The following is a 23,757-nucleotide window of genomic DNA, read 5'->3' on the forward strand; positions in this document are numbered from 1 at the left end:
GTGTCTATCGGGCAGATTCAGGGCGCGAGCCACGACCGGCCTTCGGCCGGCCGCATCTCGCTTACGGCATGCCGAGCGCCCGGTACTCCCAGCCCTCGGCGCGCCAGAACTCGGCGTCCAGGGCGTGGCGGCCGTCGACGATGCGGCGGTGCTTGACCACCGACGCCAGGGCGGACGGCTCGATCTCGCGGAACTCGGTCCACTCGGTCAGCAGCACCACGACGTCGGCGTCGGCCGCCACGTCCATGGCGCTGGTGCCGTAGCGCAGCTCGGGGTAGGCGCGGCGGGCGTTGTCGAGGGCGGCCGGGTCGTAGACGCGGACGTTGGCGCCCAGGCCGTGCATGGTGCGGGCCACGTCGAGTGCCGGGGCGTCGCGGATGTCGTCGGAGTTGGGCTTGAAGGCCGCGCCGAGGCAGGCCACCTTCTTGCCGTTGAGCTGCCCGCCGACCATCTCGCGGACCAGGTCGATCGTGCGCGAGCGGCGGCGGCGGTTGATCGCGTCCACCTCGCGCAGGAACGACACGGCCTGGCCGACGCCGATCTCCTCGGCGCGGTAGGCGAAGGCGCGGATGTCCTTGGGCAGGCAGCCGCCGCCGAAGCCGAGACCGGGCTGGAGGAACCGGCCGCCGATGCGGTCGTCGAAGGCCAGCGCCTTGGCCAGGTGGCGCACGTCGGCCCCGGTCGCCTCGCAGATCTCGGCCATCGCGTTGATGTAGGAGATCTTGGTGGCCAGGAACGAGTTCGCGGCCACCTTCACGAGCTCGGCGGTGGCCAGGTCGGTCACCACGACCGGGGTCTCGTTGTCGATGATCGGCCGGAAGGCCGCCTCGAGCTGCTGACGTGCCCAGTCGGAGGCCACGCCGAACACGAGCCGGTCGGGACGCAGGGTGTCCTCGACGGCGAAGCCCTCACGCAGGAACTCGGGGTTCCAGGCGAGCTCGACCTCGTCGCCGGCCGGGGCCAGCTCCTTGATCAGGGCGGTCAGGCGGGCGGCGGTGCCGACGGGGACGGTCGACTTGCCGACCACCAGGACCTTGCGGTCGAGCAGCGGCGCCAGGGCGGCCACGGAGGCGTCGACGTAGGTCAGGTCGGCGGCGTCCATGCCGGGTTTCTGCGGGGTGCCCACACAGATGAAGTGCACGTCGCCGTGGGCGGCGGCCTCCTCGACCGACGTGGTGAACCGGAGGCGGCCGGTCGCCATGGTCTTGTCGAGGAGTTCGGGCAGACCTGGCTCGAAGAACGGCACCTCGCCGGATTGCAGCCGCTCGATCTTGCGGGGGTCGGTGTCGAGTCCGACCACCTCATAGCCGAGGGAGGCCATGCAGATCGCGTGAGTGGCTCCGAGATACCCGGTCCCGATGACGGTGATCCGGGGGAGTGCGGTGTCAGTCATTGTCAGTTCTCTCGCAGAAACTCAGGAGCATTCGCTCTTCTTGGTGAGCGGGCCGCCGGTCACCTCGTTGTCGCAGGTGATCGTGTTGCCGCCTGCGGTGTCGTTGATGCCGTAGCCCCCTGAACCGCCCAGATCGATGACGTTGGCCCGGAAGGTGTTCCCGGTTCCCCAGCCATTGATGATCTTGTGGGTCTGGAAGCCGTCCGCGGGGGAGCCGCGGCCGGTGTTGCGCTCGATCAGGTAGCCGTTCCCCTTGACGTCCACCCAGCTGTCGTTGTGACCATCGCCGGTGATCATCGAGCCGTCGAAGATGTTGCCGATGATCTTTCCGTCGGAGGTGCCCTCCTTGATGTCGATGGCCTCGGCGGTGGCGCGGATGACGTTCCCGCGCGCGATGTTGCGGTCGCTCTTGTCCATCTGGCCGCCGGAGAAGGTGGCCCAGTTGCTCTCGGCGGTGCCGAAGTAGACGCCCTCGCCGTACTTGTCCTTGCGGAGCCCGGTGCCCCAGATGAGGTTGTACTGGGCGATGTTGTCGGAGCTGAAGTTCCTGAAGTGGATGGCCTCGTCGCCGATGTGGTTGACGTCGAGGTCCTGGACGACGTTGAAGTTCGACTTGTCGGCCATGACGCCCTTCTGGGCGTGCCGGACGGTGAAGCCGATGAGCCGCCAGTACTCGGCCTCGTTCAGGTGGAAGGCGTAGCCCTCCTTGAGGCCGCCGCCGTCGATGATCGCGTCGCGGGAGCCGCAGACGAAGATCGGCTGGGCCTCGGTGCCCTTCGCGGCGGCCACGAACCGGCCCTGGTACTCGCCCGGCTCCATGAAGATCACCGTGCCGGGCTCGGCCGAGGCGAGGGCCTCGGTGAGCTCCTCCGCGGTGGTCACGGTCACGGTCGGGTCGGGGCAGGCGATCTTGCCCGCGCCGTCGGGGACCGCGATGTCCGGAGGCTGCTGGACGGCGGTGAACGGCTCGAAGTCCTCTTCCTCGTCCTTCCGCACCGGCTCCTCCTCTTCCGTGAAGTCCTCACCCGAGTCTTCGGCCCCCAGGGTCGGCAGGGGCCGGGGACCGGTGTCCGGCTGGATGTTCTCGACCACCATGCCGGGTTGTTGCTCCTGACCGCCGCCGCCGCCGAAGATCCCGTACAGGACGACCACGATCAGGATCGTGAAGGCCGCACCGGCCCCCGCGGCGATCATGGTCTTCTTGTCGATGTCGATCTCGATGCGCATGGTCAGGTCCTTTCGGCGGACGCCCCGGTGAGCGACCACACGGGACGCTCCTCCAGGACGGACTGCCTCTCGTACGGGTCGACGATGCGACGTCCGACGCGGGGCCCGTTGTTTCCGAGGGCCCGGATGGCGGAGATCACGATGAGCAGGATGACGCCGAACCAGATCAGGTTCATCGGCTTGGCGATGCGCTTGACCGTGGTCCAGAAGTCCGCCGTGTCCTGCCAGCCGGCGACGTTGTTGGAGGTCACCGCGGCCATCCCGGTCGCGCGGTCGGTGTCGAGGGCGCTGCGCCCGGCGCCGCCCAGCGTGTTGCCGACGACCTCGGTGCCGGTGGACACGCCGAGCACGGAGACGCCGTGCAGGGTCGCCTGGTTGACGGTGTTGCCGGTCACCTCGGCCTCGGCGTTGCGCAGGTAGATCGCGGTCGGGACGTTGTTCACGATGTTCCCGACGATCTTGGCGCCGGTGACGCCGTCGCGCACCGCGATGCCCTGGCTCCACTGGCCGCTGATCCGGTTGCCGGAGACCCGGACCCCGGTCGCGTCCTTGTTCACCACGATGCCCGTCTGCCCGCCGGTCACCTCGGTAGTCTGGACCGCCAGGTCGACGCCGCCCTGGATCTCGACGCCGTAGCGCTTGTTCTCCCTCGACCAGGAGCTGGTCACCGAGCTGCCGCCGAAGCTCTGCAGCGACTCGCCCGAGGCCGACGGGCCGCGGGCCAGCGGCAGGCCGCTGAGGGTGAAGCCGTTGCCGCCGTTGCCGACCGCGCCCGAACCGGTGATGGTCACGTTCTGGGTGCCGCGCGAGAGCACGAACCCGTCGCCCCGCGAGCCGGTCACCGTGGTGTTCTCGATGGTGGCGTTGCGGGCGAACCGGTGCAGCAGCACCCCGTCGACCAGGCTCCCGGTCACCGTCACGTTGGCCATCCGGGTCTGGTTGGAGGCCGTGATGAAGATGCCGTAGGCGTTGCCCTTGATCGAGGTCTCGGTGATCTCCCCGGTGACGAGGTTGGCCTCCGGCAGCTGGTAGGCCACCTTCTTCAGGCCCTTGCCGTCGTGGATCACCACCTGGTCGTCGTCGCCCATGCGCGGCACCAGGGCGCCGCCCGGGAGCAGCACCTTCTCGTCGGTGGGCGGCGCGGGCGTGGTGAGGTCGGCGTCGAGGGTGGTGCGGTCGCTGCCGGTCAGCGCCAGGCCGCCGGTCGAGCCGCTCCAGAACCCGAGGTACTCGACCTGCGCGTGGCTCATCCGCAGCTCGCCGCCGATCACCCGCACGTAGGCCCGGCCGTCGTTGACCCGGCTGTCGGCCGTGTTGATGTTCGGGTCCCAGCTCGTGAGGCGCACCGGGTTCTGCGGGGAGCCGTTGATGCGGATGCTGGCGCCGAAGCCGACGATCGTGGTGAACGACCCCGGCTCGCTGCGCATCCTGATCACCAGCGGGCCGGTCGCGTTCTGCAGCACCAGCTTGGCGTTGGGGCCGACGAACAGGTTGATGCCGAGGATGTACGACCCGTCGTTCTGCTTCTGGAAGTACTCCCCGCCCAGCTTCTCCAGGTCGGCGACCCGGTAGGGCTCCCGCCGCGAGGGCAGCACCAGCGTCTGGCCGTTGGCCGAGCTGGAGATGTGCGGCTGCCGGGCCCGCTGGGCGTTGGGGCCGCCGCGGGCGATCGCCGACATGAGCGTCGCCCGCGTCTGCATGATCCGCAGGTCCTCCTGGTCGACCAGGTTCGACTGCTGCTTGGCGTCGGCGGCGGTCACGTCGTCGACGGCGGGCGTCGGCGGCGGCTGGTCCACATAGGAGAGGTAGGCCCAGGTGCCGGCGCCCAGCAGGAGCAGCACGAAGAACGTGATCCAGGCCTTCTTCATCGCCCGCCTCCCACGGTGACCGTCGGGACGGCCGGCTGCGTCGGCCTGCTGCGCCCGTTGAACCCGCTGCCCGTTGCCGCGGTGGCCGCGTTGGGCAGGGTCCAGGTCGGGCGCTCCTCCATCGCCTGCTGCTGCTCGTACGGGTCGACGATGCCGCGGCGGCGCCGGTCCATGATGCCGCGCGACCGGAACGCCGAGACCAGGATGAGCAGGATGACGCCGGCCCAGATGACGTTCATGGGCTTGACGTAGCGCTTGGCCTTGCTCCAGAAGGTCGAGGTGTCGACCCAGCCGTTCTCGTCGTTGTTGTGGTCGTTCACGTCGCCGCTCGACCGGGCGGTGCTGACCGCGCTGGTGCCGGAGCCGACGATCGTGTTGCGGGCCACCTCCGAGCCGCCGGCCGCGCCGACGACCGTGACGCCGTGGGCGTTCACGTCCTTCACCGTGGTGATCTTGTTGCCGACCACCTGGCCGTTGGAGTCGCGCATGTAGACGCCGGTCGGGCCGCCGGTGATCGTGTTGCCCGAGACGTAGGCGTTGCGCACGCCGTCGCGCAGCGCGATGCCCTGGCGCTTCTGGCCGGTCAGCTTGTTGCCCGACAACTGCACGGCCTCGGCTCCGGCGCGGACCACGATGCCCATGTCGCCGCCGACGACCTCGCTGGTCTGCACGGCCTGGCGGATGCCGCCCATGACCTCGATGCCGTAGCGGCCGTTGCCCCGGGCCACGCTGTTGTTGACCGAGCTGTCGCCGTAGACCGCCAGCGACTCGCCCGACGCCGAGGGGCCGTGGGCCAGCGCCCGGCCGTCGAGGGTGAAGCCGTTGCGCCCGTTGTTCTCCGCCAGGCAGTCGTTGACCTGGACCTTCTCGGTGGCCCGGGAGAGCACGAAGCCGTCGCCGCCGCTGCCGGTCACCTCGGTGTGCGAGATCGTCGCGTTCTTGGCGAACCGGTGCATGAACACGCCGTGCACGATGCTGTCGCGGATCTTGTTGTTGATGATCTGCGTCTGGTTCGAGCCCGAGACGAACAGCCCGTAGGCGTCGCGGGTGATCACGCTGTTCTCGATCTTGCCGGTGACCAGCTCGTCGGCCGGCACGTGGGAAGCGGTGCCGGGCCCGATCGGGTAGGTCTCGACGTCGCCGTAGGTGCCGCCGCCCTGTTCCTTGGTGTTGTTCTCCAGGCGGTCGGCCTTGTCCTGGTGGCGCTGCGCCTTGGTGCGGTGCCGGTAGGTCGACGACGGGCGCTCGGTGCCGGTCAGCGCGATGCCGCCGGTGCGGCCGCTCCAGAAGCCCAGGTCGGAGACCTGGCCGTACACCATGTTGAACTGGCCGCCGACCGCCCGGATGTAGGCCCGGCCGTCGCTGGTGTCGAGGTCGGGCTTGCTCGCCTTGACGTCCCAGCTCGTGATCCGGACCGGCTTGGTCGCCGTGCCCTTGATGTCGATGTTGCCGCCGAAGGTGATGATCGAGCTGAACGACCCCGGGATGCTGCCCATCCGCAGCGTCATCGGGCCGCGCAGCTGGAGCGTCGCGCCGTCGGCCACGAAGACGTGGATGCCCAGCAGGTAGGACCCGTCGGTCATCAGCCGGACGTACTTGCCCCGCTCGACCGCCAGCAGATCCTTCAGCGTGTACGGCCGCTCGTCGTTGCGCGCCGGCAGCACCATCGTGCGGCCGAACGACGAGGAGAAGATCTGCGGCTGCTTGCGCTGGGCCGCGAAGAAACCGCCCTGCTGGAGCAGCGCCGTGAGCGCCGCCCGGGTCTGCAGGATCCGCTGGTCCTCCATGTCGACGAGCGCCGCCTGAGATTCGGCGTCCTCGGGGGAGATCTTGATCAGCGGCTCGGGCTCGGAGCTCGGGATGCTCGGCGCGTCACTCGGCACGGCGCCGGGCGCCGCGCTGGGCACCGCACCGGGGGCCGCGCTGGGTGCCGTACTGGGCACCGCGCTGGGGGTGATGCTCGGGGCCGCGCTGGGCTTGCTCCTCGGGATGGTGCTGGTGATCCCGGTGTCGGCGGACGGCCGCGCACTCGCCGGGGGAGTCGGCGAGGGCGCGGCGGCGACGGGGGGTACGCCGATCGTGAGCGCGCCGAGCAGCAGGGCTCCGGCGGTCACGATGGTCCGGTTCACGGCCATCAGGCCAGTCCCTGCAGCGTGGCGGCCGTCTGGCCCTCCGAACCCGCCTGGTCGGCCTTGCGGGTCAGCCAGCCCTGCTTGTTCATGGTGAGGAACGCGTAGAGCTTGATCGGCAGGGCGATCCCGATGATGACCAGGGTGGTCAGCGGCAGCAGCAGGATCTCCTGCGGGTGGCGCTTGAGGTGCGACCAGCCCCGGATGCCGCGGCCGATCAGCAACCAGCCGACACAGGTGCCGATGCCCCAGGGGGTCAGCTCCAGGCGGCTGAAGAACAGGTAGCCGAGCGTGACGCCCATGGTGACCGGGGTGAGCAGGATCTGCAGCACGGTGACCTTGGTGACCAGCGGCGTCTTCCACAACCAGCCCTTCCACAGGGCGGTCAGGTAGCAGCGGTAGGAGTTGCGGCTCCAGCGGATGCGCTGCTTGAAGAAGGCCCGGAACGAGCTCGGGAACATCGAGATCGCCCGCGCCGACGACTGGTGCACCGTCTTGTACCCGGAGGCCAGCACCAGCCAGGTGAGCCGCCCGTCGTCGCCGGCGATGCAGCGGCGGCCGAGGAAGAACTCGTTCTCCAGGTGGTGGACGACCGGCAGGATCGCCGACCGGCGGTAGGCGGCGGTGCGGCCGGACAGGCAGGCCACGCCACCACGGCTGCCCATGGCCGGCACGTAGTCGTAGTAACGCAGGTTGACCAGCCAGTCGGCGATGCGCCGCCAGACGCTGGTGGTGCGCTGGAACACGTTCTGCTGGGTGCCGACGCCACCGACCTGCGGGTCTTCGAAGGGCATCTGCACGGCGTCGAGCAGGCCGGGCTCCCACCAGGTGTCGGAGTCGGCGAACACCACGATGTCGCCGCGGGCGGCCCGGATGCCGACCCCCAGCGCCGACCGCTTGCCCGAGTGTTCGTAGACGAGCACGCGCAGCCGGGGGTCGTTGACCTCCCGCAGCTTCGCGTGGCATTCGGTGTCCGCGACGTCGACCACGATGATCACTTCGCCCGGGTTCTGGGCGAGCCAGCTTCCCAGGCACCGGACCAGGATCTCCGCGTCCTCGCGGAACGACGGCACCACGACCGAGACGGACGCGCGGTAACCGTTGACGACGGGCTTGGCCAGCCGGGACAACACGACCCGGTAGATCCACAGACCCCAGACGAGCAGACCCGCCAACCCGAGCGGGACGATGTCTCGCCAACTCCCGTTGGCGCTCGACCTCACCAGCCATTCATAGGCGGTGTCGAGCCAATTCGCTGAATCAGACCCCACGACCTTGTTCTCCTGAGCTTTTCCGCACGCGAGAGAATGCCCCGAGTCGTTCCGGATCTCAAAGAATGAGATGACCGGCGGAGCACACTATTTGTTCGGCTTTAACGTCAACTTCCGCATCGAAGTCGATTCGAGTTCGGGCCCCTATTGGGGGGTGAGCCCGACTGCCGAGCCGAGACGGCGGGCCCGGTGGCCGCGGGCCGGGGAAAAATCAGCGGATCTCACGCTGGTCCTCTCGCGTGGCATGGGAGGGAGAGTGTCGGGATCCGCGCCCGGCCGGCTGCGAAGAGTCACAGCTGACACAGGTGCCACAACAGTCCCGAGGTGTACCGTTCCATAAGCTAATTTCGGGATAAGTCGGGTGTCAACGGGCCTGTCGTTGAAACTTTTATCTGTGGGGATGGCGGGGCCGGAGGTAAACACGGTGCGGCGGGTGACTTTCCTGGTGGGAGGCGGTTGGGGCTCCAGTTGTGGGGCTCGTGCACCCGTCCGGGCGACGGTTCTTTGCAGCAGAATTCACGTGCGTGTAACCAGCGCCCGGATAAATGCCGAAACATGATCGTTATCGAATCCGGGTAAACCTTCGGGCGCTTCTGTAGGTGATCACTTACTTCGGGTTCCGAAGGATGATCACGCGGGCGTGCGCACCGCGGGGGCAGGGCGCGCACACCCGCGTGATCGTGGGGTGGGGCAGTTGGTCTTTGAGAGCTTACGGGGGGTTCGATGAGCTTTGTGGGGGTTTTGGGGTCAGGGTAGTGCTTCTGCCTGAGAACTCCCTGGGTGGGGCGGCCGTTTCGCGGGGGTCTGACGCGGTTCCAGCCATCCGGGGGGTCGGTTCATGGCGGGTGCGGGCCGGGTTCGCGATGGGTCGGATCGCGGGTCGGCGCCGGGGCGGGCGGGGGAGTCGTGCGCGGTCGGCTCGCGGGGTCAGGGAGAGCCGGCCGGGGGGGTCGGGGCTCAGAACATCGAGATGTGAACGTGGTCGTAGTGGTTGGCGGTGTTGCCGCCGCGATTGCTCATGAAGCGCCAGCCGGTGCCGCTGTTGATGCGCTGCCGCCAGATGACGTACTTCACGCCGAGCTTGGTGCGGTTCTTCAGGGCCCACTCGGCGAGCTGGTCGCCGAGGATCTTGGCCGACCCCGTGGCCATCGCGCCGCCGGTCGTCATCATGAAGTCGCAGGCGCGGCCGAGCGGGTGCTCGCCCATCGTGTCGACGCGGAAGCAGCCGATGGAGTTGTTCAGCTTGAAGGCCGCCTTGGCCTCCTCGCGCATGAGGCGGGTGCGGGCGGTGATGTTGTCGGCGCCGGTCGGCAGCTGAGGGGCCCAGCCACCGTTGGCCAGCTTGCCGGGGGCGATCGGGATCAGGTCGTCGAGCCGGTCCTTGATGTCGTCGATGAGGTCCTCCGCCTCCACGCGGCGCCTCTCGATGTCCTTGGACTTCTTGTCGATCTCGGCGATCAGGCCCTTGGCCTCGGCCGCCGCCTGCGCCCGCGCCTGCTCCTTCTGCTTGTAGTTGCGCACGATCGCGGCCTGCTCGTTGCCGAGCTGCATCGCGAGCGGCGACATGCCCATGCCGGGCGGCAGCACGATTCCGCCGTTGCCGGGGATCGACTGGTAGCTGAGCCCGGCCAGCCGGGCCATCTCGCGCTGGGCCGCCGCGAAGTCGGCGTGCGCCTTCTCCAGCTTCTCCTGGGCGGCCTTGGACGCCGTCTTGGCCTTGGCGAGGTCGTCGCGCGCCGCGTGGTACTGCGCGATCAGCGAGTTGACCTTCTTCTCCAGGCTCGACAGCTGCTTGCGCAGTTTGTCGGCGTCGGGCTTGGGGGCCGCGACGGCGGGGCCGGGCACCAGCGCGGCGCAGAAAGCGGCCACCAGGGCCGCCACCGGAAGGAGGAACAACCGGCGGTTGCGTCGGTGCGTCGTGGCGGGCAGCGCCCACTCCTCTCCTTGCGCCGGCCGGGTTAGCTGACGGATTCGGGCGGAGAAGCCCGGGCGCTCGCTCGCGCCTGCACCCCAGGTTCTGGTGGGTCCCCGGCTCCCGGGCGACACGCCCGGGATTAGGCGGTCCGCCGAGGTCTCGGCGGGTTGGTGTGGATAGTAATGGTAAAGATGAGGCAAGTGCTACTTAAAGTTGCGACCATACGGAGATCAATCCGTGATCTGGCGCCCCATCTTTCCCGATGCAGCCCTGAGCATAGAGGCCGCCTCCTCGGGCCGCACGTCGTTGACGAACGCTCCCATACCGGATTCGCTACCTGCCAGGTACTTCAGCTTCTCCGGCGCCCTCCTGATGCTGAAGAGCTCCATGTGCACGTACGCCACCTCCCTTCGCCAGCGAACCGGCGCCTGGTGCCAGGCGGCCACATACGGCATACGGACCCCGAACAACCCGTCGAGAGCCCGCAGCACCCCGGTGTAGAGCGGCCCGAACGCCGCCCGCTCCTCGGGAGTGAGCGAGGGCAGGTCGGGCGCCTGCCGGTGGGGATAGAGGTGCACCTCGAACGGATAGCGGGCGGCCCTCGGCACGAAGGCCGTCCAGTGATCGTTCGCGGCGACCACCCGCTCCCCGGCACGCTCCTCCGCCACCACGGCCGCGAGCGAGCCGGGCCGGGCGACGGTGAGCATCCGCTGGGTGCGGGGTGTCACATAGGGATACGCATAGATCTGCCCGTGCGGATGGGGGAGAGTGATGCCGATTTCGGCGCCCCGGTTCTCGAAGCAGAAGACCTGCTCCACCCCGTCGAGCGCGGACAGCTCGCGGGTGCGGTCGACCCAGGCGTCCATCACCAGCCCGGCCCGCTCGGCGCTCAGGCCGGCGAACGAGGCGTCGTGGTCGTCGGTGAAGCAGGCCACCTCGCAGCGCCCGATGGGCCCGCTGAACGAGGGGAACCGGTTCTCGAACACGGCCACGTCGTAGGCCGAGGGGATCTCCGACCAGGGGCGGCCGGGGCAGAGGGGGCACTCCTCGGGCGGGGGGAGATGGGTGCGGGTCTGCCGGTGGCCGGCGACGGCCACCCATTCGTCGAGCACCGGGTCGTGCCGCAGCTCCGAGGGGTCGGGCCGGGGCGGCAGGTCGCGCAGGTCCTTGGCGGAGTGGTCGCGTTCGTGGAGGTCGAAGTAGATGAGCTCCCGGCCGTCGGCCAGGTGGGTCAGATGGCGGTTCATGCGGGTTCGGCGACGATCAGCTCGCCGACGTGGCCGGCCAGTTCGTCGCGCGCCTCCTTGTCCAGGCCGGAATCGGTGACGAGAACATCGGCCCGGTCGAGCCGGGCGATGGTGGAGATGCCGACGGTGCCCCACTTGGTGTGGTCGGCCAGCACCACGAGCTGCTGCGCGGCGGCCACCAGCTCGCGGTCGGTCTCGGCCTCCAGCAGGTTGGGGGTGGTGAACCCGGCCCGCGCGTTCATGCCGTGCACCCCGAGGACGAGTGTGTCGACGTTGAGCGACCTGATCGCCTGCACCGCGATCGGCCCGACGAGGGCGTCGGACGGCGTGCGCACTCCTCCCACCAGCACGACCGTCTGGCCGGGCCGCCCGGACCGGTGGAACACCTCGGCCACCCGGACCGAGTTGGTGATGAGGGTCAGGTCGGGCACGTCGACGAGGTGGTGGGCGAAGGTCCAGGTCGTGGTGCCGGCCGACAGGGCGACCGCGCTGCCCGGCCGGACCAGGGGGGCGGCGGCGCGGGCGATGGCCTCCTTCTCGGGCTGCTGCCGCACCGACTTGGCGGCGAACCCGGGCTCCTCGGTCGACCCCGGCCCGGCGACGGTGGCGCCGCCGTGCACCTTCTCGATCAGGCCCCGATCGGCCAGCGCCTCGAGGTCGCGGCGGATCGTCATGTCGGAGACGCCCAGGTCGCGGACGAGGTCGGCGACCCGCACCCCGCCCGTGCGCCGGACCCGTTCGAGGATCGCCTGTTGCCTCTGCTGGGCCAGCATCAGCTCCCCCTCTCAAACATGTTCCAACAAATCATCGCATAGAAAATGTTGGAACATGGGAGGTGGACAGGTGCCCCCACGAGGCGCACAGTGGGCCAATGGGTAAACGACAGCGCAAGTCCAAGGCCCGCCGCAAGAAGAAGGCCAACCACGGCAAGCGGCCCACGGGCCGTTAGCCAGGGGCCCGGTCAGGAGGCCCGGCGTCCCCAGGCGGCCAGCAGCCGCGTCTGCGCGTCGGCGTTCGCCGGCACCGGCACGTGCCCGCCGATGATGCCCGAGCTGCGGTAACCCTCCTCGCAGCCGGCGAACCAGTCGGCGCAGAGCGAGACGAGCTCCGGGTCGAGCCGGTCGGCCACGCCGATGGCGTTCGACAGGTCCCACGTGTGGATCAGGGCGTCGGCGAATAGCTCGGTGACGTACTCGCGTCCCGGCACGTCTCCGAACGACAGATGCACGGTGCGGTCGAGCACGCCCTCCGCCGAGGCGGCGGTCACGGCGGCGTGCGCGGCGAAGTCGAACGCCTTGACGGCGTCGTCGCCGATGAGGTCGCCGTCGAAGACGTCGCCGATCTCGGCCGGGCTGCGGCCGGCGAGCAGTTCGGGCGCCCAGAGAGACTCGTACACCAGGTGGTTCACCAGGGCGTGCACGTCCCAGTCGACACACGGCGTCGGGAGGTCCCACTGGCCGGGCTTGATGAGGTGGACGCGCATACCGAAGGCGTCCAGGGCCCGGCGGTAGGCGTCCTCGATTCCGATTGTCACAATTCGACGGTAACCCGAACGCGAGCCCACGTCATGGGGCTCCGGACCAAAGTGACAATTTAGGGCATTCCTGGCATGTGCGCTGGGACGACCATCTGTTTCTTGCCCGTCACCAGCAACCACGCGGGCAGAATCGTCACGCACGCCACGGGAATCAGCGCCGTGTCCCCGACGACGGCCACGGAGATGAACAGGCTCAGCCAGCCGTGCTGAGTGATCGCCAGCACGAACCCCAGCACCCCCGCGGTCAGCGCCAGGGCCGGCGGCACCGCCGGAACCAGCGCGTTGGCCGCCACGCCCAGGGCGATCCCCATGAACACGGCCGGGAAGATGCGTCCGCCCCGGAACCCACAGGCCGCCGCCACGGTCAGCGCGACCAGCTTGACCAGGAGCACCAGGATCACCGTCCCGGTGGCGGCGTGGCCGCGCAGCAGCTCACCGGCCTGCGTCAGCCCCTTGAACATGGACACCTCGCCCCCGATGATCCCCAGGCCGCCGAGGACGGCCCCGCCCGCCGTGACCATGAGCACCGGATGGGGGATGCGGTGGAAGGCCGCATGGGCGTACGGAAACGCATAGACCACCAGCAGCCCAGGCCCGCGCCGACGAGCGCGACGACCGGCCCCGAGACCAGGTCGGCGAGCCGGAACCCGGGGTAGCCGGGCACCTTCATATACAGCGTCCGGCCGGAGAGGGCCACCGTGGTCAGCGCCCCCGCGGAGGCCGCCAGCAGCGGCGCGAAGAGTCTGTCCCACAGCGGCGTCTCCGGTCTGCCCAGCGGCAGCTCCGACATGAGCAGCGCGGCGGCGAGCGGCGTGCCGAACAGGGCGCCGACGGTCCCGGCCGCGCCGATCCCCACCCAGACCACGCCGTCGACGTGCGGGAACAGTCTCCGGCCCGCGGCGAAGGCGAGGGCCACGTTGACGGCGGTGATGGGGTTCTCCGGCCCCAGGCTCACCCCGCAGGAAAGGGTGACGATCACCGCCAGCAGCACCCCCGGCAGCACCCGGGGCGGCATCGGCGGCGCCACCAGCCCCTCGGTGGCCGGGTCGGGCCCGGCGTGCCCCGGAAACCGCCAGATCAGCAGCCCCGTGACGGTTCCCGCCAGGGTGAGGACGAGCAGAATGCGCCACCACTCGAACGACGGCCAGATCAGGCGCTCCAACCATTCGGCAAGTGCGGTGACGCCGAACAGGATGAGACTCGAACCGACTCCCACCACCAATGCGGGCAAAACCAATGCCAGCAGCCTGATCCACGTCGCCCTCGGCATTGGCGTGTCCCCCCGGCCTCAATGCACTTGGAATACCCGTGGAGTTCTCAAAAGAAAGCCTCGCATCACCAATAGTGCGCCATGTGAGGCATTTGTGGCGGTTTATGTGGTTATGGTGGCAATTGCTAGTCGACGAGGAAGGAGCTGGTCGCGTTGACCACCGCATCCACGACACCCACTTCGGGCGGACGACTGCCGCACCCCTCCAACTGGCTGCGCTTCGCCGGGATCCTCGGCATCGTGGTGGGGCTGCTCAACATCGTCGGCGGGTTCGCCGCGATCTTGAAGAGCCACTACCTCGTGGTCGGTTCATCCGGCGTGCTGATCTTCAACCTCACCGCGTGGGGCATCATCTGGCTGGTCGCCGGGGTCCTCATGGTGATCGCGGGCGTGGGCATCCTCCAAGGAGCGATGTGGGCCCGCATGCTGGGCATCGTCCTGGCGGCACTGGTCATCCTGGGCCAGTTCGCCTACGCCGGGGCGTTCCCGATCTGGTCCCTCATCGTCGTCGCGCTGGCCGTGGTCGTGATCTACGGCCTGGTGGTGCCGCCGCGCGGCAGTATCGCCTAGGGGAGCCGCTGTTCCACCCAGACGATCTTCCCGAGAGGGGTCGGGCGAGTGCCCCACCGGTAGGTGAGCCGCTTGATGAGCTGCAGCCCGCGCCCGGTGTCGTCCTCCGAAGTCGGAGTGCGCAGCGCCGGGACGGTGGGCGAGCCGTCGGCGACCTCGCAGACGAGGGTTCTGCCCCGGCCCCTCAGCAACCTCAGCTCGATCGGCGGCCAGCCGTGCTTGAGCGCGTTGGTCACCAGCTCACTGACGACCAGCTCGGTGGTGTCACGGACGGCGCCGAGCCCCCATTCCGCCAGCGTCGCCCGGACGAACCGCCGGGCGTGACTGACGAAGCGGGGATCGGCCGGCAGCGAGCAGGAGGCGATCTCGTCGGGCGCGAGTTCATGGACCCGGGCAAGCAGCAGCGCGATGTCGTCGCGCTCGTGCCCGGGTCGCTGACTGTTGATGGTCACGTCGCACATCTCCTCCAGATCCTGGTCGGGCGCCGACAGCAGCCGGCGCAGCGCCATGATCCCCAGGTCGATGTCTCTGGCCCGGCTCTCCACCAGGCCGTCGGTGTAGAAGGCGAGGATCCCCCCGGACGGCAGCACCATCTCCACCGTCTCCAGCGGGTCGTTCCCGATCCCCAGCGGCAGCCCCGAGGGCAGCTCGATGATCTCGGTACGACCGTCGGGATGGATCAGAACCGGCGGAACATGCCCCGCCCGCGCCAGCGCGCAGGTCCGGGTCACCGGGTCGTAGGTCGCGTAGACCGCCGTGGCGATCTGGGTCGGATCGAGGTCCTGGCTCATCCGGTTGAGCCGGAACAGCACCTCGTCGGGCGGCAGGTCGAGGGACGCCAGCGTGCGCGCGGCGGTCCGGAGCTGCCCCATCGTGGCCGCGGCCCGGGTCCCGTGCCCCATGACATCGCCCACCACGAGCGCCGCCCGGCACCCGGGAAGGGGGATGACGTCGAACCAGTCGCCGCCGACCCCCATGAGATCGCTGGCCGGCAGGTAGCGGGAGGCGATCTCCATGCCCAGCGGCTGGTGCAGGTCGGCCGGGAGCAGGCTGCTCTGCAGCGTGAGGGCGGTGCGCCGCTCGCGGGCGTACAGGCGCGCGTTGTCTATGCAGACGGCGGTCCGCGCGGCCAGCTCCTCGGCGACCGCGACGTCCTCCTCCTCGAACGGCGACCCGCCGGGGTTCCGGCTGAAGATCGCGCACCCGAGCACCCGCCCCCGCGCCTTCAGCGGCACGGCGATGAACGACCCGCCCACCAGGAGCTTGGCCACCACCTCACGGTCGAGGCTGGCCCCGATCAGCTCCGCGGTGTGCTCGTCCAGCTCCGGATACATGATCGGATTCCCGGTCGACATGCACTGCGCCTGCGGCAGCTGCGCCGAGTAGACCGTGACCTCGTTGATCGGAAAGGCCTCGACCCACTCGGTCGGATCGGCCTCCGCCACCCCGATGGCCACCCGCCGCACGAGCGCGGTGCCGTCGACCGGCCGCGACGGGAACTCCCCGTCGATGACGAGCCGATCCTGCACCATGATCGCCGAGGTGTCGGCGAACCGCGGGACCGCGATGTCCATCAGCTCCCGGCTGGTCTCGCCCAGATCGAGGGTCGTCCCGATGCGACGGCTGGCCTCGTTGAGATAGGCCAGTCGCTCCTGAGCGGAGGCCGCCGAGGCCTGCCGCCATTCGAGCCGGTCACCCGGCGCCGGCGTCTTGATCACGCTGTTCCGGTTCATCTCTTCCGCATCGTAGGGAGGACAACCACGGCATTTCATGCCTTTTCCCAGACTGTACGGCGCTTTACGCGGTGGATTGCAGGGTCAAGGCCGCATTGATCCTCAAGAAGCCGGGTCATCGGCACGGAAAGGCAGTGTTCGTCGGTGTTTACGACGCGATGCCCGACACCGGGCGAGGGGGTTGCGGACGGGAATTATTACCTTTCGACCGCAACCGACAGACTGTGTCGGGGTGACAGGATTTGAACCTGCGGCCCCCTGCTCCCAAAGCAGGTGCGCTACCAAGCTGCGCCACACCCCGTGAGCCGCCTGGCGCCGACGCCCCGAGATCTCCGGTACGCTTACGCTTTGACGGCCGGATGAAGTCTAGACCAGATGCCGACCGGCGCGCGCGGACGTAGCTCAATGGTAGAGCCCCAGTCTTCCAAACTGGCTACGCGGGTTCGATTCCCGTCGTCCGCTCTCAACGTGAAAGGCCAGGTCACCCCGGTGGGGTGCCTGGCCTTCGTCATACCGGATCACGCCGGGAAGTCCTTCGGGTTGACGCCGCTCGTGCGGGCGTTGCCGCCCTTGACGGGGTTGAGGGTGAGCGTCCAGATGGTCGACTGGGTCGCGGTGGTGGTGAACCTCAGCCGGTCGTTGAAGCGCTGGTAGGAGGCGCTCTTGGTGAACTTGCGCTTGGAGCTGCTGAACCGGTAACCGGTGGTGAAGTAGACGGTGTAGGAGCCGTCGTCGACCTTTTTGAAGCTCGCGGTCGACTTCGCGCGGACGTAGAGGCTGAACGCCTTCTTCTTGCCCCGGACCAGCGTGACGACCCCGTCCTTGGCGGTGCCGTTCTTGATCTTCAGGACGCCCTCCCCGCCGCTGATGCGGTCGTAGAGGACCTTGCCGTTGCCCGGCCGCGCCGCCGACGGCGCCAGGGAGACCGCGGCCGACTCCTGGACGGAGGCGCCGGCCGGGGCGGCATAACCGGTCAGCAGAACAGCGGTGAGGACCGCTCCTGCGAGAGGACGTAATGAGTGCATTGCGACAATATGTCGAATTGCCGTCGGCCGGGTCAACGCGATTCACGGTCGCGGAAGCGTCTGGCACAAATGGGAAATGTCAGTCCTTGATCGTAGGCTCCGCTGCCATGACCACCACCACGACCGTCTCGTTCGATCTCGGCGTCCACTACGGGCAGGCCTACCTCGTCGACGCCACCGACGACGCCATGGGCCCCGAAGATTTGCTCGATGACCACCCTGCGCATCCTGTGGGGATCATCAGAGTGGAAGACGGGAACGCCTTCCTGATCACCGGTCTCCACACCGGCACCGTCGGTTTCTCGGTGATGGTGGCCGACCACGACCCGGGAGCGGACACCGACGCGTACGAGGACATCGTGGAGATCAGCTTCGAGTCCGAGGCCGGACAGGTCACCCTCGACGAGTGGGGCGGCAGTGAGGTGCACGAGATCCCCGAGCTCCCGGCCGGACCGGGCTGGTATCGGCTGCGCTACCACGCTCAGAACATGGACGCGGCCGCCGAAGCCGACACCTCCCAGGAGATCATCGACCGCTATCTGCTGCAGATCTGGCCCCAGGAGGAGTCGGAGCCCCGCGTGGTCCAGAGCGCGAGCGGCCAGCTCGCCTACTGGTGCAGCCCCAGGTGAGCTCTGATCAGAGGTTCGTCTCCCGGTCGATCCAGCTCAGGTAGTCGCCCGTCCCCATGGCGACCGGCACCGCGATGATCTCCGGCACGTCGTAGGAGTGCACCTCCCGCACACACCCCGACAGGTCACCGAACCGCTCCGCCGTCGTCTTGAACAGCACGAGCCACTCCTGCGACCGGTTGACCTCACCGTCCCACCAGTAGACGGAGGCGATCGGCCCGACGATCTGGGCGCAGGCGGCGAGGCGACGACCGACCACCGTGCCGGCCAACCGGTCGGCCTCCTCGGGTGATCCGGCCGTCACGCGCACCTCAATATGGTCAGACATGCCTGCACGCTAACCCGGGAGACCCATGGACCTCTACGTGATCGTCTGCGCCGCCGGGCCGGTGCGGGACCTGCCCGAGCTGATCGCCGAGGCGCGGTCGCGATCGTGGACGGTCCAGATCGTCGCCACCCCCAAGGCGGTCGACTTCATCGACGAGGCCGATCTGGAGCGGCGTACCGGGAGAAGGGTGCGGGTGAACTACCGGCACCCCAGCGAACCCAAGCCGCCGCGGGCCGACGCGATCCTCGTCTATCCGGCCACCTTCAACACCGTCAACAAGTTCGCGCTCGGCATCACCGACACCTATGCCCTGGGGCTGCTGGCCGAGGCCCCTGGCCTGGGCATCCCGGTGACGCTGGTGCCGTTCGTCAACGACGCCCTGGCCGGCCGCGCCCCCTACCGGGCGGCCGTGGCCGCGCTGGAGGAAGAAGGTGTCACCTTCGCGGCGTCCTGGCGGGAGGCGCTGGCGTAATTCTGTCGGTGGCGACCGGCAGACTGGCGGCCATGACCATCGCACTCGTCGCGGGCGCGACCCGCGGAGCCGGAAGAGGGATCGCCGCCGAGCTGGGGGCGATCGGGGCGACCGTCTACGTCACCGGCCGCACCACCCGTGACCGGCAGTCGGAATACCGGCGGCCCGAGACCATCGAGGAGACCGCCGAGCTGGTCACCCGGGCGGGCGGCCATGGCATCGCCGTCCCGGCCGACCACCTCGACCGAGACCAGGTCAGGGCACTGGTCGAGCGCATCGACCGGGAGCAGGGGCGGCTCGACGTCCTGGTCAACAACATCTGGGGCGGCGAGAACCTGTTCAGCTGGGACAAGCCGCTCTGGGAGCACGACCTCGACGACGGCATGCACATGCTCCGCCTGGCCATCGACACCCACATCATCACCAGCCACTACGCCCTGCCGCTGCTGCTCAGGCACGAAGGCGGGCTGGTCGTCGAGATGACCGACGGCACCGCCGACTACAACGCCGCCAACTACCGCGTCACCTTCTTCTACGACCTGGTGAAGAGCTCGGTAGTGCGCATGGCGTTCGGCCTGTCCAAGGAGCTCGGGCCGCGCGGGGCCACCGCCGTGGCGCTGACGCCCGGATGGCTGCGGTCGGAGCTGATGCTCGACCACTTCGGCGTCACCGAGGAGAACTGGCGCGACGCGGTCGAGAACGAACCCCACTTCGCGATCTCCGAGTCGCCCGCCTTCGTCGGCCGGGCCGTCGCGGCGCTGGCCGGCGACCCCGACCGGGCGCGCTGGAACGGCCAGTCGTTGTCGAGCGGCGGGCTCGCCCAGGTCTACGGCTTCACCGACGTCGACGGCAGCCGTCCCGACGCCTGGCGTTACATCGTGGAGGTCCAGGACGCCGGGAAGCCGGCCGACACCACGGGCTACCGGTGAGAGATCGCCAGTTGACGGCGATCGCCGAGATCGCCGGAATGGGTCTCGACGTCTGGCTGCGCGGCGGCTGGGCGATGGATTTCACCCTGGGCGAGGTGACCCGCGACCACGTCGACATCGACTGGTTCGCCTGGTCCGACGACGCCGACCGGCTCGAAGAAGCTCTGCTCGCGCGGGGGTTCGTCCCGCAACCGGGGCCGCCGCGCGACCAGCAGCGCGACTTCACGCGTGAGGGGGTCGAGGTCAGCTTCGCCCTGCTGGCCCCCGACCTGACCGTCGCGGGCGGCCCATATAAAGGAGAGCGCTGGCCCGACGGCCTGCTCGACGCCCCCATGGGCCGTCTCGACGGCCTGAGCTGCCCGGTCGTCAACGTGGCCGCGCAGATCGAGATCAAGGAAATGATGCCGGTCTGGGTGCCCGGCCTGCCCCGGAGGGATAAAGACGTGTCCGACCTCGCGCGCCTGCGGATGCACGTTCACCTGAGAGATGTCAGAGACTCCGACCTGGAGGTCTTCCACACCCAGGAGCAGGACCCCGAGGCCACCCGCCGCTCCCGCTTCCCGGCCCGCGAGCGGGAGAGGTTCCTGAACCACTGGCGCCAGAACATCCTGCCCGACGAGACCTGCCACGTGCAGACCGTTGAGGTGGGCGGGCAGATCGCCGGCAACGTCGTGGCCTGGTGGCAGGGCGACCACCGCTACCTGGGTTACTGGCTGGGCCGGGAGTTCTGGGGAGGCGGCATCGGCACCCGCGCGCTGACCCTGTTCCTGGAGAAGGAGAAGGTGCGCCCTCTCTACGCCGACCCCCACGGGGGCAACACGGCGTCGGTGCGTCTGCTGGAGAAGCTGGGCTTCACCCGGACGACCGTCAACGACGACGGCTTCGTCCTCTACGTGCTGGAGAACTGAAACTTTCGGCCAGACCGGCCGTCACGGAGCGCCCGAGCGGCCGGTCGGCGCCGGATGCTCTGTGAGCGGGGGAGCCGTAACCGAAAAGAAGGAGCCGTAACCAAAGAAAAGGTCAGGCCTCGGTGCGGAACATCGCCCAGACAGCCTTGCCGCCCTCGTCGAGCGGGTCCCAGCCCCACGCCTGACTGTAGGTCTCCACGATGTAGAGCCCGCGCCCGTTCTCCGAGACGAAGTCAGGCTCCTTGCGGGTGGGCACCTCGTCGCTCGGGTCGGCCACGGCGAGTATCACGTGGGGAGCCAGCCGAACCAGCATGAGGGTGATCGGGTGGTCGGTCGACGCCGCTTTCGGATACAGAGCGTAACGAACGGCGTTGGTCACCAGCTCCGAAACGACCAGGGTCGCGTCGTCGGTGAGTTCCGAAAGTCCCCAACCCTGCAGCGTGGATCGCGTAACATCGCGTGCGGTCTTGACCGAATCCGCCAGGGGGCGTAACGGGCAGGTCGTGGCGTCGGACTCGGGGGCGGTGCGCACCAGGCGCTCCACCCCGACATCGCGGGCGGATATGGGATTATCCAACATCCTGCCCGCACCTCCCGATCGCCAGATTTGAGAACTAGTGCACCTTTGGCCCAATATGCACTAGGCCATCATGGGACAAGGGCCCGCCCCCTGCAAGACCCAAATGCACGTGCAAGCGCCTTGTGCACTTGCCCAAACCGTTGAGCGATTGTGAAATGGACGGGGGGTTCAAGCCTTGTCTTCCTGGCCGGAAGTGGTGACACTGTGTGGGCTGGGGGTGTCGGCTCGACCTTCTCCGGCGAGTCGAGCAGAGAGGGAGGCGCCGTGACACGTACCCAGCCGGGACAAGGTCCCACGGCGCTGCGCATCCTCCTCGGCACCCAGCTGCGCAAACTCCGGGAAGAACGCGGCATCTCGCGCTTCGAGGCCGGACACCTGATCCGCGGCTCCGAGTCGAAGATCAGCCGCATGGAGCTCGGCCGCGTCAGCTTCCGCGAACGCGACGTCGAAGACCTCCTCACCATGTACGGCGTGGCCGACGCGGCCGCCCGCAAGCCCATCCTCGAACTGGTCAAGCAGGCCAACGAGCCCGGCTGGTGGCACCGTTTCAGCGACGTGCTGCCCGGCTGGTTCCAGGCCTACGTCGGCCTCGAAGAGGCGGCCGCCCGCATCCGGACCTACGAGGTCCAGTTCGTCCCGGGCCTCCTGCAGACCAAGGAGTACGCCCGCGCGGTCATCACGGCCGGCGCGGTCGGCTCGGCGCCCGAGGAGATCGCCCGGCGGGTCGACCTGCGGCTCGAACGCCAGCGCCAGGTCCTCGAACGCACCACCCCGCCCACCTTCTGGGCGGTGATCGACGAGGCGGCGCTGCGCCGCCCGATCGGCGGCGTCGACGTGATGCGGGGGCAGATCCAGCACCTGGTCGAGCTCATGGACCAGGGGAATGTCACGATCCAAGTGATGCCCTTCCACTTCGGCGGACACGCCGCGGAGGGCGGTGCGTTCAGCATCCTGCGCTTCCCCGAGGCGGAGCTCCCCGACATCGTCTACGTCGAGCAGCTCGGCAGCGCCCTCTATCTCGACAAACGCGATGAGGTCGACAGGTACAGCGAGGTGATGGAGCGGCTGTGCGCGGTCTCCACCACCCCGTCCGAGACCGTCGACATCCTGAGAAAGATCTCGCGCGAGCTCTGACGCGTCACTCGCGGGGGCTGCTCTGCTCTAGACTGAAGTTTGGCGCTGGACACCCCGCCGCAGTGGAGCATGCCCATGTGCCCTCTTCGTGGGCGCGGTGCGCGTAACGTGCCGCGGTAGCTGTGCATGACGCGCCCGCGATCACCAGATGCTGTTATTTAGGAGACCACCCCGTGAAGACCGCTGTCGAGGAGCTCAGCCCCACTCGGGTGAAGCTCACCGTCGAGGTGCCGTTCGAGGAGCTCGAGCCGAGCCTGAAGGCCGCCTACAAGAAGGTCGCGCAGCAGGTGCGCGTCCCCGGCTTCCGCCCCGGCAAGGTTCCGGCCCGGATCATCGAGCAGCGCTTCGGCCGCGCGGTCGTGCTCGAGGAGACCCTGAACGACGCGCTGCCCGGCCTCTACGGCCGCGCCGTCGACGAGGTCGATCTCTTCCCGGTGAGCCAGCCCGAGATCGAGGTCACCCGGATCGACGACGGCCAGCAGGTGGAGTTCACCGCCGAGGTCGACGTCCGTCCCACCTTCGACCTGCCCTCCTACGAGGGCACCGAGGTCACGGTCGACGCCGCCACCGTCGCCGACGGTGACATCGACGCCCAGCTCGACGCGCTGCGCCAGCGCTTCGCCACGCTGACCGGCGTGGAGCGCCCGGCCACCAAGGGCGACTACGTCGTGATGGACCTGCGCGCCGAGATCGACGGCCGCAACCTCGACGAGCAGCAGGCCGCCGACGTCTCCTACGAGGTCGGCGCCGGTTCGGTCCTCGAGGGCCTCGACGCCGCGCTCGAAGGCCTGTCGGCCGGCGAGGAGAAGACCTTCCGCACCACGCTCGTCGGCGGTGAGAACGCCGGCGAGGAGGCCGACGTGATCATCAACGTCAAGTCGGTCAAGGAGAAGGTCCTCCCCGAGCTCGACGACGAGTTCGCCCAGCTCGCCTCCGAGTTCGACACGCTCGACGAGCTCAAGAACAGCATCCGCGAGCAGGTCCGCCGCAACAAGCTGATCGAGCAGGTCGTCCAGGCCCGCGAGAAGGCCGTCGACGCCCTCATCGGCGGTCTCGACATCCCGCTGCCCGACAGCGCCCTCAAGGCCGAGGTCGACGCGCGCAAGCACAACCTCGAGCACCAGATCGCCGAGAGCGGCCTGAGCCGCGAGGCCTACTTCCGCCTCTACCAGACGACCGAGGAGGAGCGCTTCGCCGAGTTCGACGCCAACTCCGCCCGGGCGCTGAAGATGGGCTTCGTCCTCGACAAGATCGTCAAGGCCGAGGACATCGGCGTCAGCGAAGAGGAGCTGACCCAGTTCGTCGTGCGCCGCGCCGCCCAGATGGGCGTCGCGCCGAACACGCTGGCCCAGCACCTCGCCGACAACGACCAGCTGACCCTCGCGATGATGGAGATCGTCCGCGAGAAGGCCAAGTCGGTCGTGGGCGACGCCGCCAAGGTCGTCGACTCCGAGGGCAACGAGGTCGACCTCAAGGCGATCTACGCCGAGCTCAACCCCGAGGGTGAGGCCGAGGGCCTCGCTCAGGCTCCGGCCGGCGCCTCCGCCGAGTAGGCGCGACTCACCGCCGTTCCTCTGGGCCCCCGGTTCTCA

Annotated in this window: 23 protein-coding genes, 2 tRNA genes and 1 riboswitch; of the genes, 9 read left to right on the forward strand and 16 right to left on the reverse strand. The window is 68.9% G+C overall.

Annotated features, from left to right (window positions below; genetic code table 11):
- Positions 1-61: 61 nt before the first annotated feature.
- The 8 genes from GT755_RS25715 to GT755_RS25750 all read right to left on the reverse strand — a co-directional run bounded on the left by GT755_RS25715 (position 62) and on the right by GT755_RS25750 (position 11,823).
- Positions 62-1,393 (reverse strand): UDP-glucose dehydrogenase family protein, encoded by a 1,332-nt coding sequence (locus tag GT755_RS25715; RefSeq protein ID WP_161482172.1) that lies wholly within the window; start codon positions 1,391-1,393, stop codon positions 62-64.
- 21 nt (positions 1,394-1,414) lie between these two features.
- Positions 1,415-2,620 carry a right-handed parallel beta-helix repeat-containing protein gene (locus GT755_RS25720; protein ID WP_161482173.1) on the reverse strand — a complete coding sequence of 402 codons (1,206 nt, stop codon included), beginning with the start codon at positions 2,618-2,620 and terminating at the stop codon, positions 1,415-1,417.
- A gap of 2 nt (positions 2,621-2,622) precedes the next feature.
- Entirely contained in the window at positions 2,623-4,488 is a 1,866-nt protein-coding gene (locus GT755_RS25725; protein WP_161482174.1) for a right-handed parallel beta-helix repeat-containing protein, read from the reverse strand.
- Positions 4,485-6,623 (reverse strand): right-handed parallel beta-helix repeat-containing protein, encoded by a 2,139-nt coding sequence (locus GT755_RS25730; protein WP_161482175.1) that lies wholly within the window; start codon positions 6,621-6,623, stop codon positions 4,485-4,487. The genes GT755_RS25725 and GT755_RS25730 overlap by 4 nt, the downstream gene beginning before the upstream one ends.
- On the reverse strand, positions 6,623-7,840 hold the full coding sequence (locus tag GT755_RS25735; protein ID WP_202610472.1) for a glycosyltransferase family 2 protein: 1,218 nt from the start codon (positions 7,838-7,840) through the stop codon (positions 6,623-6,625). The genes GT755_RS25730 and GT755_RS25735 overlap by 1 nt, the downstream gene beginning before the upstream one ends.
- A 1,005-nt stretch (positions 7,841-8,845) precedes the next feature.
- Entirely contained in the window at positions 8,846-9,769 is a 924-nt protein-coding gene (locus GT755_RS25740; protein ID WP_161482177.1) for a coiled-coil domain-containing protein, read from the reverse strand.
- Positions 9,770-9,821: 52 nt separating this feature from the next.
- A riboswitch (cyclic di-AMP (ydaO/yuaA leader) is annotated at positions 9,822-9,959 on the reverse strand.
- Positions 9,960-10,033: 74 nt separating this feature from the next.
- A complete protein-coding gene (locus tag GT755_RS25745; RefSeq protein ID WP_161482178.1) occupies positions 10,034-11,050 on the reverse strand; it encodes a galactose-1-phosphate uridylyltransferase in 1,017 nt (338 codons plus the stop codon).
- Positions 11,047-11,823, reverse strand: coding sequence for a DeoR/GlpR family DNA-binding transcription regulator (locus GT755_RS25750; RefSeq protein ID WP_161482179.1), 777 nt, complete (start codon positions 11,821-11,823; stop codon positions 11,047-11,049). Before GT755_RS25750 ends, GT755_RS25745 begins: the two co-directional genes overlap by 4 nt.
- A 98-nt stretch (positions 11,824-11,921) precedes the next feature.
- Here GT755_RS25750 and GT755_RS41620 point away from each other — a divergent pair, with 98 nt between their 5' ends.
- Positions 11,922-11,999, forward strand: a complete 78-nt coding sequence (locus GT755_RS41620; RefSeq protein ID WP_407929421.1) for a 50S ribosomal protein bL37 — start codon at positions 11,922-11,924, stop codon at positions 11,997-11,999.
- A gap of 12 nt (positions 12,000-12,011) precedes the next feature.
- Here GT755_RS41620 and GT755_RS25755 read toward each other — a convergent pair whose 3' ends face one another.
- The 3 genes from GT755_RS25755 to GT755_RS25760 are packed head-to-tail and all read right to left on the reverse strand — an operon-like array spanning position 12,012 to position 13,857.
- Entirely contained in the window at positions 12,012-12,584 is a 573-nt protein-coding gene (locus GT755_RS25755) for a TIGR03086 family metal-binding protein (protein WP_161482180.1), read from the reverse strand.
- Between the two features lie 59 nt (positions 12,585-12,643).
- On the reverse strand, positions 12,644-13,108 hold the full coding sequence (locus tag GT755_RS38710; protein ID WP_328794498.1) for a chloride channel protein: 465 nt from the start codon (positions 13,106-13,108) through the stop codon (positions 12,644-12,646).
- Positions 13,033-13,857, reverse strand: coding sequence for a chloride channel protein (locus GT755_RS25760; RefSeq protein WP_202610474.1), 825 nt, complete (start codon positions 13,855-13,857; stop codon positions 13,033-13,035). Before GT755_RS25760 ends, GT755_RS38710 begins: the two co-directional genes overlap by 76 nt.
- A gap of 153 nt (positions 13,858-14,010) precedes the next feature.
- Here GT755_RS25760 and GT755_RS25765 point away from each other — a divergent pair, with 153 nt between their 5' ends.
- The gene (locus tag GT755_RS25765) at positions 14,011-14,427 is read left to right on the forward strand and encodes a DUF7144 family membrane protein (RefSeq protein WP_137251404.1); all 417 of its coding nucleotides are present in this window, start codon (positions 14,011-14,013) and stop codon (positions 14,425-14,427) included.
- Here GT755_RS25765 and GT755_RS25770 read toward each other — a convergent pair.
- Both GT755_RS25770 and GT755_RS25775 read right to left on the reverse strand, forming a co-directional pair.
- Positions 14,424-16,160, reverse strand: coding sequence for an ATP-binding SpoIIE family protein phosphatase (locus GT755_RS25770; RefSeq protein WP_161482181.1), 1,737 nt, complete (start codon positions 16,158-16,160; stop codon positions 14,424-14,426). The genes GT755_RS25765 and GT755_RS25770 overlap by 4 nt on opposite strands.
- A gap of 227 nt (positions 16,161-16,387) precedes the next feature.
- A tRNA-Pro gene (locus tag GT755_RS25775) sits at positions 16,388-16,461 on the reverse strand.
- A 90-nt stretch (positions 16,462-16,551) separates the two neighbouring features.
- Between GT755_RS25775 and GT755_RS25780 the strand changes: the two genes are divergently transcribed.
- A tRNA-Gly gene (locus GT755_RS25780) sits at positions 16,552-16,622 on the forward strand.
- Positions 16,623-16,678: 56 nt separating this feature from the next.
- Here GT755_RS25780 and GT755_RS25785 read toward each other — a convergent pair.
- A complete protein-coding gene (locus tag GT755_RS25785; RefSeq protein ID WP_161482182.1) occupies positions 16,679-17,185 on the reverse strand; it encodes a hypothetical protein in 507 nt (168 codons plus the stop codon).
- A 107-nt stretch (positions 17,186-17,292) separates the two neighbouring features.
- Between GT755_RS25785 and GT755_RS25790 the strand changes: the two genes are divergently transcribed.
- Complete coding sequence (locus GT755_RS25790; protein ID WP_161482183.1) at positions 17,293-17,814, forward strand: hypothetical protein; 522 nt, start codon at positions 17,293-17,295, stop codon at positions 17,812-17,814.
- Positions 17,815-17,821: 7 nt separating this feature from the next.
- Here GT755_RS25790 and cutA read toward each other — a convergent pair whose 3' ends face one another.
- Entirely contained in the window at positions 17,822-18,142 is a 321-nt protein-coding gene (gene cutA, locus GT755_RS25795; RefSeq protein ID WP_161482184.1) for a divalent-cation tolerance protein CutA, read from the reverse strand.
- Between the two features lie 25 nt (positions 18,143-18,167).
- On the opposite strand from cutA, the gene GT755_RS25800 reads away from it, so the two are divergent.
- From GT755_RS25800 to GT755_RS25810, 3 genes are read left to right on the forward strand one after another with little or no spacing between them, the layout of a single operon-like run.
- Positions 18,168-18,614, forward strand: coding sequence for a flavoprotein (locus GT755_RS25800; protein ID WP_161482185.1), 447 nt, complete (start codon positions 18,168-18,170; stop codon positions 18,612-18,614).
- Positions 18,615-18,646: 32 nt separating this feature from the next.
- Positions 18,647-19,543, forward strand: coding sequence for an SDR family oxidoreductase (locus GT755_RS25805; RefSeq protein WP_161482186.1), 897 nt, complete (start codon positions 18,647-18,649; stop codon positions 19,541-19,543).
- Positions 19,540-20,451 (forward strand): GNAT family N-acetyltransferase, encoded by a 912-nt coding sequence (locus tag GT755_RS25810; RefSeq protein ID WP_202610475.1) that lies wholly within the window; start codon positions 19,540-19,542, stop codon positions 20,449-20,451. Before GT755_RS25805 ends, GT755_RS25810 begins: the two co-directional genes overlap by 4 nt.
- 112 nt (positions 20,452-20,563) lie before the next feature.
- Here GT755_RS25810 and GT755_RS25815 read toward each other — a convergent pair whose 3' ends face one another.
- Positions 20,564-20,983: an ATP-binding protein gene (locus GT755_RS25815; protein WP_328794495.1), complete on the reverse strand. Its 420-nt coding sequence runs from the start codon at positions 20,981-20,983 to the stop codon at positions 20,564-20,566.
- A gap of 312 nt (positions 20,984-21,295) precedes the next feature.
- On the opposite strand from GT755_RS25815, the gene GT755_RS25820 reads away from it, so the two are divergent.
- Together GT755_RS25820 and tig are read left to right on the forward strand one after the other, a co-directional pair.
- Complete coding sequence (locus tag GT755_RS25820; RefSeq protein WP_161482187.1) at positions 21,296-22,165, forward strand: helix-turn-helix domain-containing protein; 870 nt, start codon at positions 21,296-21,298, stop codon at positions 22,163-22,165.
- Between the two features lie 173 nt (positions 22,166-22,338).
- Entirely contained in the window at positions 22,339-23,718 is a 1,380-nt protein-coding gene (tig, locus tag GT755_RS25825) for a trigger factor (RefSeq protein ID WP_161482188.1), read from the forward strand.
- The last annotated feature ends 39 nt before the right edge of the window (positions 23,719-23,757 follow it).

The sequence above is a fragment of the Herbidospora solisilvae genome (assembly GCF_009901565.1).
GTDB lineage: Bacteria > Actinomycetota > Actinomycetes > Streptosporangiales > Streptosporangiaceae > Herbidospora > Herbidospora solisilvae.